The sequence below is a fragment of the Clostridium drakei genome (assembly GCF_000633595.2).
GTDB classification, from domain to species: domain Bacteria; phylum Bacillota; class Clostridia; order Clostridiales; family Clostridiaceae; genus Clostridium_AM; species Clostridium_AM drakei.
The window spans coordinates 29,537-42,598 of record NZ_JIBU02000005.1 but is presented as its reverse complement, the minus strand read 5'-3'; the positions used below and the strand labels follow the sequence as shown (position 1 = coordinate 42,598).

Genomic DNA, 13,062 nt, shown 5'->3' with positions numbered 1-13,062 from the left:
TCTATATAAAAGTACTCATTATTTTAGACTATTATATATTAGTTCTAAATTTCCCTTCATACTTTGAATATAATCTTTATTATCTTCCTGGTTTTCTAAAGTATAAATTTTTTGTACTTTAGCTCCAACTTCTTTAGCAAGAGTTTCTGAAACTTTAGGACTTACCATATCCTCTACAAATATAGTTTTTATTTTATTTTTCTTGGAATAACTAATTAGTTCTTCCATTTTTTTAGTTGTTGGCTCACCTTCTGCAAATACATCTTCTACACTATTTTGTTTCAATCCAAAATCTCTGCAAAGATAGGCAAATGCCGCATGACCTGTAACAAAATTTTTATTAGCTGCTGTATCAAACTTTTTCTTATAATCATTATATAAGCTATCAAGTTGAGTTGAAAAATCTTTATAGTTTTTTTCATAATAATCTTTATTAGATGGATCAACCTTTACTAAAGCTTCTTTTATGTTTTTTGCTTGAAATTCTGCTCCTTTTAAGCTTAACCATACATGTGGGTCATTTTGTCCATGTTCTTTAATCTCACCTTCATCAGTATTTTTTATTGGATCAAAGCCCTTTGATGCCTCAACTGTAACTAGTTGTTTGTTATCCAGTACTTCAAGAGATTTATCTACCCAAGACTCCATTCCAAATCCATTATAGACAAATACTTTAGCTTTATTTAAATCTTCAAGATTCCTCGCCTTAGGCTCAAAATCATGTGGTTCAGTTCCATTTGGAATCATCGTTTTAACTTCTACCTTATCCTTACCTACTGCTTCAACAAATTCTCTCATAGCATTAAAAGAAACTACAACTTGTATTTTGCCCTGAGACTCATTTTTATCATTAGTCTTATTACTGCCAACTTTACTAAAATTACCGCATGCTGAAAAAGTTATAACAGTACACATTAAAATTAAAATTGAGATTATTTTTTTATACATTTTTTCACTCCTTAAACAAAGTTGTTGCAAATCATTTGCATTTAAATATATAATATACATATATGCCACAATTGTCAATAGATTCCACACTAAAATTTACATTAATAAATAAATTACGACACAAGTGAAAATTACTTTGCTTACATTCACTTGTGTCGCATTATGCTTTTTTATATTAACTAGAATCACTACTTATAATTAATAATGATTGCTTCCACAACTATTTGTTCCATCATAATTTCTAATTAACTTCAATGATCTTTTTTCCATTTCTTCAAGAGCTTTTTCAACTGAATAGCCAGCACCAAAGAATCTTGTCACTCCTGCATCTGCTAAAATATCAAATGCTGTTTTTTCTATATCACCTGTAATCAATGCCTCACAATCATACTTCAATATATCATCAGCAAGACTTTTAGGGTATGAATCTTCAAACAATTCATCATTTTTTATAACTGTAATATTTAAATCATTCATATCAACAATCAATAAATACAAACATTTTTCAAATTTTCCAGACACCTTGCTACTTAAATTTTTTCCATTTGCTGCCACTGAAATATTCATATTTTCACCTCGCTTTATTTATATAGATATCAAATAATTCTTAGACCCAGATAGAGCTTGCCTGTGATGAATACCTCTAGGTAGATAGAATTTTACTAATTAAACATTTTTATTATTTCGAGCAAGGACAAAATCTTTCAAGCTTCATTAAAGCTGCTGTACCTGCAAGAGTAGTTCCAAAAAATATAGTTGGCTTATCTAATAAAACATTAGTTATTGTCTTATTAGCTACAGTGCTGCCTGTAGCAACCACAATATCACACCAATTCAACAAATCATCAATTGATTTACTTCCATCCTCAACCATTACTCCATATTTAACTTTTCCTATATTATTGTCATCTAAATCCACAATCCTTACCTTATAATTTTTACCCAAATTTTCTAACATAGCTGGTTGAAATCCTATTAATGCAATTTTAGGACTGCCATATTTATTTTTTATATATTCTACTAACTCCAAAGCACAGCTTTCTGGTTCTCCATCTTTACAGTGTACTGTATTATCTGTCATTCCTAAATATCTGCATACAGCATTTAAAGTGGCAATGTATACAGCTGTATCAAAGTTTGTGTTAAGTGGCATTTCAATTATTTGTTTTAAATTTCCCAGGAAATTATTCGGCATATCTGTAAATGCTTGGCCTTTAATACCTTTAAAATCTGCTTGCAGCAATTTTTCTTTTCCTTTTATAATGGGAAAATCTTTTCTTTCAGTATTTCCTATAGCTTCTTCTGTAGTTAAAGCTCTTCCTGTTATTTTTACTTCTTCATTTAACAATCCATTATCTTCTACAAGCTTTTTAAACTTACCAAATAAATCATTATAAAATTCATTTTTGTTCATTTAAATACCTCCCACAAATATAATTAACTCAGCTTTACAAAGTTTTACACCCTGTAAAATTTGCTACAAACTCTGATTTAGGATTTTTAAATATTTCCTCAGGAGTTCCTATTTCACAAATTTCACCATCTTTCATAATAGCTATCCTATCAGCTAAATATACTGCCTCATTAAAATCATGAGTTATATGAATAGTTGTAGTCTTTAGCTTTTCATGAATTTTTTTTAAGTTATGTTGAAAAATTTCTTTAGTACGTGGATCTAAAGCACTGCTTACTTCATCCAGTAATAATATCTTTGGTGAAGTCACAACAGCCCTTGCAAAAGCAACTCTCTGTTGTTCTCCTCCACTTAATGTCAAAGGATTTCTATTCAATAAGTGATCTATACCAAGCATTGTACTTATTTCCTGTAAAGCTTTATCCATATCAGCTTTATTTACATTCCTAGCTTTCAACCCAAAAACTATATTTTTTCTAACAGAAAGGTGAGGAAACAGCAAATAATCTTGATATACAAATCCTATGTTTCTTTTTTCTGGTGGAAGGTTACTTATGCTTATGTTGTTAATATATATATCACCACTATCTGGAGCATATATACCAGCTATAGTTTCCAATATTATTGTTTTTCCTGTTCCCGTAGGCCCTAGTATTACAAAATATTCTCCTTGATCTACCTCAAAATTTATATCTTTAAGTCTAAAATCTCCAAGCTTTTTATTAATATGCTCCAACTTAAGCATACTTTTAACTCCTTTTTCATTAAATTATTTAAAATCTTTTATCTTTTCCTAAGCACTCAAATATAAATAAACAAACTACAGATATAATTATTAATATAGCAGCTGCAGCTAAAGCCTTATCTAAATTTCCACTTGATAGATTTAAAAATATTGCTGCTGGTAAAGTTTCCGTTTTCATTCGAATGGCACCTGCTAGCATAAGTGCAGTACCAAACTCACCTAATGCATTTGTCCAAGTTATTATAATTCCTGAAACCAAGCCATTTCTTGCTAAAGGAAGTGTTACCTTAAAAAATGCTCCCCAACTACTGTATCCCAATGTTCTAGCTACAAATTCAAGTTTAGGATTAATATCTTCAAAGGTTATTCTAAAAATTCTTATCATATATGGAGTATTGATGAAAAAATGTGCCAATATAATCCCTTTAACAGAAAAAACAGGGTCCATACCTAGATTATTTAAAATATTCTCCATTGGTTTTGTGCTAAATAACAATAACAATGCAATTCCTGATGCAATAGGTGGAATAGAGTTTGGTATTTGTATTATGGAACTAATAAATCGTTTACCCCAAAATTTAAATCTAGCTAGTCCATAAGCTATTGGCACAGAAAATATCAAACAAATTATTGTAGACACAGTTGCCGTATACAAAGTTAACTTAATTGCAAATTGAATTTCTGTATCCTCAACAATTTCTTTAAGTATAAAAAAGCACTTGCCTAAAACTATACCTATAGTAAGCGCTATAAAGGTTATAAAAATCGTTATAAATAGACCTATAATTATCTTAAAACAAATATCTTTATAGTTTTTATTAAACATCATAAGCTGCCTTTCAAATTACTATTTAAATTATCTTCAATTATAAAATTGTATTTACATAATAAATATGGGCTCTTACTCTATAATGATTAAAATTTCACTTCATATTACTTTAAAGGCTTTAAATTGTATTTGACAAATATAGCTTTTCCTTCATCCGAAGCAGTAAAGTCTATAAACTTTTTACATAACTCAGTTTCTTTAGAACTTTTTAAAGCCGCTATAGGTATTACCTTAATTAAATTTTCTTTTTCAGGAATTTGTACTATATCTATATTTTTAGCCGCATTTAGAGCATTATCCTCCCATACAATAGATGCATCTGCTTTTTTTGCAGAAAGGAATGTTACTATTTCATTTACTGTAGTAACTGTAGAAACAGTATTATTCTTAGTCTGCTGCTCTATCCCAGCCTTTACAAATAACTTATATGCAAGCATGCCTAATGGTGATGTTTTAGGATCTCCTAAAATAATTTTAACTCCAGGTTTAGAAAGATCTTTTATATTAGTTATACTAGCAGGATTACCTTTAGGTACTGCAATTACAGGTATATGATAAGCCAAATCCTTTTTTTCTAAAGTAAGATTTTTTTTATTAGCTGTATTATAATCCTCATCAGATGGCAATACGCAAATATCACCTTTATGTGAAACTTCCATTTGGCCTATAAGCTGTGAAGCATTAGCATAAGTATATTGAATTTTAACTCCATATTTTTTTTCAAAACTTTTACCAATTTCCTCCATAGGTTTATTTAATCCTGCACCACAATAGATTAGCAACTCTTTTTTATCCTTACTGCTGCTTTTAGTAGTATTCTCCTGCTTTTGACCACATCCCATAAATGCAATGGAAGTTATCAAAAAAACTAAAACTGAACTTATTAATTTTTTTGTTTTCATAATACTTATCCCCCTTATTTTTAAATATATTAATTATTCTGATTTTATTGTTTTTACAAAATCGCCAATATTTATTTTGCCACCTCTAATTACTATACCAAATCTACCTTCTCTGCTAACTATGTAAGGTCTTCCATGTTCCTTGTACTCTTCTTTACCTATATGTTGTATTTTAATTACAGCTTCTCCAACTTGAATTACATCTCCAATTTTAAGATCATCAAGCAAAATACCTGATATAGTAATATTTTCAGTAAATCCTCCATTTTTGACTTCTTCCATCTTATTAGAAGGAATCTTACTCATAGCTTCTATAGGAAGAATACTTATTTGCCTATCCCAATTTCCAGCATGTGCATCACCTTCAATTCCAAATCCTTCAATAGCATTAACAAAAGAAACTTGAGCTTTTTCAGTCCCTCTCTTTTCACTAATGTTTAGAGAAATTACTTCACCCATAAAAATCTCCTTTCAAAATTTAGCTGCATATTTATTCTAAATACTACTATTTATATAGCTTATTTTTATAGTATCCATCTGAAAGATATAATGCACCTATAGGATTATGTGCAAGTACTCTATCCTTAACTGCAAAAACAGTTATTGGTGCATCAGAATATTTTATAAATAATGAATCGTGACCTACACATAACCCTAAAATAATATTTAAATCCGTCTTAGCATTATTTAAAAAAATAGCTTGTCCTACAGGATTACACATAGCTTCGTAGCTACCAGGTTTTACCTTTTCACTATCCTTAATATTCAAAAATTCTTTAGGTATACTTCCATTTTTACAGACCACAGAATTGACCTCAAATCCATTATGTTTTAATATTGTACATAACACTTTTGCTTCATTGCTTAATCCTACACAAAAAGCTACACCTAATTTTTTAAAACTGCATTTATTAGCAAAATCCATTATCTCTTCAAGTCTTGTTTTTTTACAATATCCTTCTGCTTCAACTAAAGCAGAATTATGTGCTAATTTATAATTTTCATCTTCAGAATATAATTTTTTTATTTTTTCTTGCTCCTCTTTTTCATTACAAGGACAATTAGCCGGTAATTTTTCAAGTTCTCCTTTCTTACAATAATGTTCACTACACATAGCACAAGTATACATATTCCCACCTCAAACCTTCTTCGTTTTATTTTAAATATTAATCATGCCTTTAAGATAAAATTTATTCACAAAAAGCATAACTATATTAATTATCTAAGCAACTATTAGCATATGCTATAAATATAATTATAGCATATGCTAACTATATATCAATTTCTATTTTACAAAATATTGCTGAGTTAATTTCTGTTTAATATATCAAAAAAACAATTAGAATAGTTTTTAAAATTATTCTAACTGTTTTTTTATTCTCAATAAAAACTAATATTTTGTTTTTATTATATTTTAAATTTTATACCATAATGTTCATTATTAATATTTACTTCTTCTAAAAATGTAAATTTTAGAGGTTCAACTAGGCTTTTTATTTCTTCTTTTGATATTCTTTCATTTACTGATGGACCATTTTTCATATTCCTTTTATCCCATTCAATTATACAAAAATATCCCTGATTTTTTAATACTCTTTTTACCTCAGCAAAAAATCTCACTTTATCCTCTATTTCATGTATAACATTGCATACAAAAACATAATCAATAGAATTATCTTCTACTGGAAAAAAGTATTCTTCGTTCTTTCTAAATTCTATATTCTTTATATTTTCTACTTTTCTCTTTGCAATATCAAGAATTTCTGATGTTATATCTATACCAATTACATTTCCTTTATTAATAATTTTTGCTGCTGGTATAGTAAAATATCCTATACCACAACCTATATCAAGTAACGTACCCTTGTTATCTACTTTAAACTTTTTTAGAGTTTCTTCAGGAGGCATGCTCTCTCTTCTTTTAGGATTATCTAGTTTTTCTATTTTTTTTAAATCAAATTTATGCATCTTACTCACTCCTCATCTTCAAATTCTAATGCACCCATAGGACAATAGTATACACATTTGCCACATTTTACGCATCTCTCTTCAAGTACATTAGGTGAACCAAACCCTGTTTGTTTTAATGCATATACTGGACAAATTTTTACCGCTAAACATGAATGATCTTGTGTGCAAATATCCTTATTTACTTTTATTATCATAATAGTCACTCCAACCTATAATATTTTAATAGCCTTATGATGAATTTACTTTCTTCCATTAATTTTTTGTAATGTGCTTTAAAATATTTTCCACAAATTTAAAAGCACATACAACTATCCTCTTTCATATTTATTATTTCCATTACTTAATACGATTATATTATAATATTACAATATAGAGATTCTAATTTCATACTAAATTTTTTATTCAAACTTTTAATTTAAGATTAGAGTTTATCTACAATGTGAAAAAATGCTTTGCTTTTAGAAACCAAGATTGGGTGAAATATAGACATTAAATAAAGCTGTTACATTAAGAATAAATGTTACAATATATTGTATCCAAATCTCTTAGTGCGACAACTCCATTAATAGGTAAAAATAAATACTATTTTTTATGATTTTTTTCATTGTTATCATCAAACAAAGTAATAATACTTGTGATTTATCTGTTTACTCAACTTTCCCAAGTATAAAACTTATAATTAATATTATGAAAACAAAAGAAGTGATTTTTACATATAAAGAGTCCTTTTCCTTTGCAAATACAATAATTGAAACACCCACACGAAATACAGGAGTTGCAATTAAAATCATAAGTCCAGTTAATATTATTGCATAGGATTTAAATGCCAAAGCTCCTTTTAAAATTGATATAGGTCCTGTTGGATATGTACTTCCTGGATATCCGCTATTTCCAGTTATCAAAAACATTAGAAAACCTATGAATATTACAAAAGCACTTAATAAAACACCAAATTTCAAAAATTTACTTATAACAATTTCCATTTCTTCAATTTCATTTTTATGCATCATTTAAACCCCCAATCCTTTTATAATCATTTCTACTGAAACATAAACAACAACTGGTATAAATATTTTTCTTATAGTTTTGCTCTTTAAATTCTGCATAACTTTAGTTCCAATAGTTGCTCCAAACAAAACTCCTAAAGCTACAGGAGCAGAAATTTTAGGATCTATGTCTCCTCTAATTAAATACACACCAGCACTTGCAGCTGCAGTTACTCCTATCATAAAATTACTAGTAGCACTGGATACCTTTAGAGGAAGCTTCATAAATAAATCCATAGCCATAACCTTAAATATACCACTTCCTATACCGAGTAGACCTGATATAACTCCTGCCACATACATCATACCAAATCCACCATAGACACCAGTGACATTATATTGAATTTCCTGATTTAAAACTTTATCATAATAAGATCCATTTAGATTAAGTTTTTTAGCTATAGGATGTGTTTCTACATTTTTAGGAAGTTCACTTTTTGATTTTTTAATCATGTTAACTGCAGAATATAATAATACTATACCAAATATCAAGTAAAGATATTTAGTGCTAATCATTCCACTTAAAAACGCTCCTGTAATTGCGCCTGTTGTTGTAGCCATTTCAAGAAACATTCCTATCCTTATATTTGTTATTTTGTCTTTTATGTAGGCAATAGCTGCTCCACTTGAAGTAGCAATTACTGATACTATACTTGCACCTATAGCATATTTTATATCTATTCCAAAGAATAAAGTTAGTACTGGTGTAATTATAATGCCACCTCCAAGTCCAAGAATTGAACCTAATACTCCTGCTATAATTGATATGATAAATATTTTTAAAGCTATTATAACCATTTTACTTTCCCCCAATGCCTGTTTTTTTTAGATAATTTTCTATTACTATTAATCCTGAACCGACTGCTATGGCATTTTCTTTAAATTCACCTCCATCACTAAATATAACCTCATTATTTAAGCAGTTATTTTTATTAAATGCATCAATACATTTATTGTAATACAATTTATAATTTTTAATTAAAGTTCCATATAAAATCACTAATTGAGGATTTAATATTCTCACCATATTGGCAAGTCCGACCCCTAGAATTTCAGCACCTTTATTAATAATTTCTACAGCAGTTTTATTATTATGCACTGCCAGCTCTAATATTTTCTTATAATCTTCTTCTTTTATTTCTTCATTTACACTATCACTATTATTTTTTAATGTTGAATTAAAACTTTTAACTATTGCATTAATAGATGAATAACTCTCCAAGCATCCTTTATTACCACAACTACACTTTTCACCATTGAAGTCTATAACCATATGTGCAAATGAATCTTCTGAATCCCTCATAGTTCTAATAATAATTCCATTATTTATAACTGCTGATCTTATTCCAATTCCACAATGTATATATACAACATTTTTTAAATCTTTTCCTTTGCCAAATAGGTACTCAGCTAAAACAGCAGCATTAGTTCCATTATCTATGAAACATGGAAGTAAAGTTTTCTTCTCCAACATATCTCTTATAGGAACATTACCCCAATCTTCATTGAAAAAATTTTCAGGATTTAGCATAATACCTTTTTCTCTATCCAATTGTCCTACAGTGCCTATACCTATACCTAATACCTCATTTTTATCTATTGACAATTTTAATAATTCTTCATTTATTAAATTTCCAATTTTTTCAACAGTTTTCTCTGGAGAAAAAGTATCATTCATAAAAAACTCTTCTTTTGCTAAAATTGTCATTTTCAAATTTAATATAATTATTCTTACATAAGTTCTTGATATATCGACTCCTATAGCATATAGCCCATTTTCTGCCACACTATATTTTACTGCCTTTCTACCTCCTGTTGACTTTGATATGCCTGCCTCAGCTATTAATTTTTTATCTTCAAGACTTTTCATTACTCTATTTAAAGTAGTCAATGTCATATCTGTTATAGCTTGTATACTTTTCTTTGTAATCAAACCTTTTTTTTGAATTATATTTAGAGTTTCTAATTCTCTATTTGACAATTCTCTTAAAATTTTCTTCATATAAACCTCCTTTTTTACATATTTGTCATAACTTCATTATACAACTTTTAACCATTTTGGCAATAAGTTTTTTGTATAATTTATGACTTTATTTTTAAATAACTTTTTATATATGCTTTATAATTAAATATTCAAATGCAAAAGATCAAGCTATAATGTACTTTTACAGCTTGATCTTATATCATGTATTACTATTTTAAAATTTATGAAATCAACTAATCATTTTTTTCTTTATTAGCAAAACCAAAAACATAAATACCTATAAAAAATATAAATATACAAATAAATTGTGAAGTTGATAAAAATCCAACATTACCTCTTTGGTCTCCTCTAAATATTTCAATAATAAATCTTCCTATACTATATAAAATCATATAAAGTCCTGACACTTGTCCCTTTCTTTTAGACTTTGATGAGTAATAAAGAAGTATACCTGCTATTATAAAATCTCCCGCACTTGAAAAAAGCTGTGTAGGTATTAGTGGTACTCCATTTGGTGCATATAAAGATTTTTGAAACACTATCCCCAAAATGCTATCCGTTTCTCTTCCAAAGCAGCAGCCTGTTTCAAAGCATCCTATTCTTCCAAAACCTTGAGCTAACGCAATTGCTGGTACTATTAAATCTAAATAGCCCCAAAAATCTAACTTCTTTTTTTTACAATAGGCATATCCTGTTAAAATACCTCCCATTATACCTCCATATACTACAAATCCGCTAGTTAACGTTTCAAAAATATATTTAGGGTCATGAATTACATTTTGGAATTCTACCATCCAAAATAAAAGTTTAGATCCGATAAAACCTCCTATTATTCCATATATGCCTAAGTCTATAATTACATCTTCGTTAAAACCTAATTTCCTCGCTCTGTATGTTGATAGCAGCAATGCAGCTATTATACCTATGGCTATCATAAGGCCATAACTGTATATAGTAATTGAACCAAATTTGAATAGTATTGGATGCATTTCTATACTCCTCTTTTCATATATCGTGTACCTTCTTAATACATCGATTGATTTTTTTTACCTGAAATTAACCTAATTATTAACATTTCTTTTAATACTTTTTTATTTATAATATAATTATATATGTTTCAACCGTTTTGGCAATAAGTTAATTGTCAAATAACTTCTAGAATTTATTTATACTTTACTTCACAACAATTCATAAAACGCTGCATTATTTCTGTCAAATATTTGTTCTTATGATATATGATTTTAAACTGTCTTTTAAATTTTATACCTTTTATAGGTATCTCACAAAGAATTCTAGAATCTAATTCATTTATTACTGAATTTCTTGAAATCACTGAAACTCCTAACCCTTCTACAACTGCAGTTTTTATAGTATCAGTATTATTACAAACCCAGGCAACTTGCCATGTTAATTGGTTTTCTATCATTTTATCCTCAAAGGTTTTACGCGTTCCGCTTCCTTCTTCACGAATAATAAACTTTTCATTTTCAAGCTCATGAGGTTCAATGTAAGATAGTTTTGAAAATCTATGATTAGATCCACAAATAAGTACAAGTTCATCATTCATAAATGGCTTGTTTATAATATCTGAATTTGTTGTTTCTCCTTCTACAAGTGCTAAATCAATTTCATCATGAAGAAGCATTTTTTCAATTTTCGTAGTGTTTTCTTCATACACTTGTATATCAACTTCAGTATTTTCTCTTTGAAAATGTGAAACAAGTTTAGGAAGTACATAAGCTCCAACGGTAACACTTGCACCAATACGTATAGATCCTTTTTCATTCAGAGTTTTCATTTCATTTTCAAGCTCTATATTTAATTTAATAATATATCTAGCATAGCTGAGCAATTTTTCTCCTGCCTGAGTTATATAAAGTTTTTTCGAAAGCCGTTCAAAAAGGCGCAGCCCATAGTGATTTTCAAGTTCAGAAATTGCCTGGCTAACTGCCGATTGAGACATAAATAATGTGTCAGAAGCCTTCGTCATGTTCATTTTGTCACATACAGCAACAAATATTTTAAAGTGTCTTAAAGTCATAATATTCTCCTTATACATTAGTATATACTTATTATATTGATTAAATAATAATATTTTACTTATACAATGTCAAGGTGTATCATAAGAAACAGATCGGAGGAGATATTATGAAAACAACAAATAACAAATTATATGGGATTATACTTGCTCTAATTATAGCAATTCCAGCATGGATAATTGGAAATGCTTTTCCTATTATAGGAAGCCCTGTACTTGGCATCTTATTTGGAATGATTTTAGCCTTTTGGAAAAGACCAAGCTATTTTAATACAGGAGTAACCTTTACTGCAAAAAAGTTACTTCAATATTCAATTATTCTTATGGGATTTGGCATGAATCTTTTCAATGTTTTTAAAGTAGGAAAGCAAACAATTCTTTTAATGCTTTTTACACTAACAGCAGCATTCATTACTGCTTATATTGCAGGTAAATTATTAAAAATAAATGGGAAAACAGCAGCCTTGATTGGTGTTGGTTCTTCCATATGTGGTGGTTCCGCTATTGCAGCAACAGCTCCAGTTATTAATGCAAATGAGCAAGAAGTAGCTCATTCTATATCAACCATATTTCTTTTTAATGCTATTGCAGCCTTTTTGTTTCCATTCCTTGGTCATTTATTTAACATGAGCAATCAATGCTTTGGACTTTGGGCCGGAACAGCTGTTAATGATACTTCATCTGTAGTAGCTGCTGGCTATTCTTACAGCACTGCAGCAGGTAATCTTGCAGTTATAGTAAAACTTACAAGAACCTTAGCAATTGTTCCAATTACTTTGGCACTTGCTATTTATACTTCTAAAAAAGAATCTAAAGGTAAAAAAGGATCTTACAGTATTAGCAAAATATTCCCTTGGTTTGTACTTGGATTTGTAGCTGCCTCTGTAATAAACACATTTATTCCTATACCAGCTGCACTTACTAAGTTTTTATCAGAAGCTGGAAAATTCGTAATTGTAATGGCAATGGTGTCTGTAGGATTAAATACTAATATTGTAGAACTTGTTAAGAATGGTGTAAGACCAATTGTATTAGGTTTTACATGTTGGGTTGTTTTAGCACTTACTTCACTTGGAGTACAGCATTTTATAATGGGAATTTTTTAAGGAAAGCAACTTTCTCAGAGGACAGATGACAATTGACAAAGGAAAGTGTAGGTAGCCATCAGATAAATTAGTTTTCTGA

At 28.8% G+C, this 13,062-nt stretch carries 16 protein-coding genes; 1 reads left to right on the top strand and 15 read right to left on the bottom strand.

Annotated elements, in window-relative coordinates; translation table 11 throughout:
* Positions 1-18: 18 nt before the first annotated feature.
* From EG57_RS0203020 to EG57_RS0202950, 15 genes are all read right to left on the bottom strand, one after another.
* On the bottom strand, positions 19-948 hold the full coding sequence (locus tag EG57_RS0203020) for a metal ABC transporter substrate-binding protein (protein WP_032075824.1): 930 nt from the start codon (positions 946-948) through the stop codon (positions 19-21).
* Positions 949-1,146: 198 nt separating this feature from the next.
* On the bottom strand, positions 1,147-1,515 hold the full coding sequence (locus tag EG57_RS0203015; RefSeq protein WP_032075823.1) for a NifB/NifX family molybdenum-iron cluster-binding protein: 369 nt from the start codon (positions 1,513-1,515) through the stop codon (positions 1,147-1,149).
* Between the two features lie 112 nt (positions 1,516-1,627).
* Positions 1,628-2,362, bottom strand: a complete 735-nt coding sequence (locus tag EG57_RS0203010) for a Rossmann-like domain-containing protein (protein WP_032075822.1) — start codon at positions 2,360-2,362, stop codon at positions 1,628-1,630.
* A 34-nt stretch (positions 2,363-2,396) separates the two neighbouring features.
* On the bottom strand, positions 2,397-3,107 hold the full coding sequence (locus tag EG57_RS0203005; protein WP_032075821.1) for an ATP-binding cassette domain-containing protein: 711 nt from the start codon (positions 3,105-3,107) through the stop codon (positions 2,397-2,399).
* A gap of 28 nt (positions 3,108-3,135) precedes the next feature.
* Positions 3,136-3,936, bottom strand: coding sequence for an ABC transporter permease (locus tag EG57_RS0203000; RefSeq protein ID WP_032075820.1), 801 nt, complete (start codon positions 3,934-3,936; stop codon positions 3,136-3,138).
* A gap of 104 nt (positions 3,937-4,040) precedes the next feature.
* Complete coding sequence (gene modA, locus EG57_RS0202995) at positions 4,041-4,838, bottom strand: molybdate ABC transporter substrate-binding protein (protein WP_032075819.1); 798 nt, start codon at positions 4,836-4,838, stop codon at positions 4,041-4,043.
* Positions 4,839-4,871: 33 nt separating this feature from the next.
* A complete protein-coding gene (locus EG57_RS0202990) occupies positions 4,872-5,297 on the bottom strand; it encodes an MOSC domain-containing protein (RefSeq protein WP_032075818.1) in 426 nt (141 codons plus the stop codon).
* Between the two features lie 46 nt (positions 5,298-5,343).
* On the bottom strand, positions 5,344-5,967 hold the full coding sequence (locus tag EG57_RS0202985) for a DUF1847 domain-containing protein (protein WP_032075817.1): 624 nt from the start codon (positions 5,965-5,967) through the stop codon (positions 5,344-5,346).
* Between the two features lie 278 nt (positions 5,968-6,245).
* The gene (locus EG57_RS0202980; protein WP_032075816.1) at positions 6,246-6,806 is read right to left on the bottom strand and encodes a class I SAM-dependent methyltransferase; all 561 of its coding nucleotides are present in this window, start codon (positions 6,804-6,806) and stop codon (positions 6,246-6,248) included.
* 5 nt (positions 6,807-6,811) lie between these two features.
* The gene (locus EG57_RS0202975) at positions 6,812-7,003 is read right to left on the bottom strand and encodes an ATP-binding protein (protein WP_029160658.1); all 192 of its coding nucleotides are present in this window, start codon (positions 7,001-7,003) and stop codon (positions 6,812-6,814) included.
* A gap of 453 nt (positions 7,004-7,456) precedes the next feature.
* Positions 7,457-7,816: a DUF1634 domain-containing protein gene (locus EG57_RS0202970; RefSeq protein WP_029160657.1), complete on the bottom strand. Its 360-nt coding sequence runs from the start codon at positions 7,814-7,816 to the stop codon at positions 7,457-7,459.
* Between the two features lie 3 nt (positions 7,817-7,819).
* A complete protein-coding gene (locus EG57_RS0202965) occupies positions 7,820-8,653 on the bottom strand; it encodes a sulfite exporter TauE/SafE family protein (protein ID WP_032075815.1) in 834 nt (277 codons plus the stop codon).
* Between the two features lies 1 nt (position 8,654).
* Positions 8,655-9,857, bottom strand: coding sequence for an ROK family protein (locus EG57_RS0202960; protein ID WP_032075814.1), 1,203 nt, complete (start codon positions 9,855-9,857; stop codon positions 8,655-8,657).
* 215 nt (positions 9,858-10,072) lie between these two features.
* A complete protein-coding gene (locus EG57_RS0202955; protein WP_032075813.1) occupies positions 10,073-10,828 on the bottom strand; it encodes a prolipoprotein diacylglyceryl transferase in 756 nt (251 codons plus the stop codon).
* Positions 10,829-11,001: 173 nt separating this feature from the next.
* Positions 11,002-11,880: a LysR family transcriptional regulator gene (locus EG57_RS0202950; protein ID WP_032075812.1), complete on the bottom strand. Its 879-nt coding sequence runs from the start codon at positions 11,878-11,880 to the stop codon at positions 11,002-11,004.
* 107 nt (positions 11,881-11,987) lie between these two features.
* Between EG57_RS0202950 and EG57_RS0202945 the strand changes: the two genes are divergently transcribed.
* Positions 11,988-12,983 carry a YeiH family protein gene (locus EG57_RS0202945; protein WP_032075811.1) on the top strand — a complete coding sequence of 332 codons (996 nt, stop codon included), beginning with the start codon at positions 11,988-11,990 and terminating at the stop codon, positions 12,981-12,983.
* Positions 12,984-13,062 lie beyond the last annotated feature (79 nt).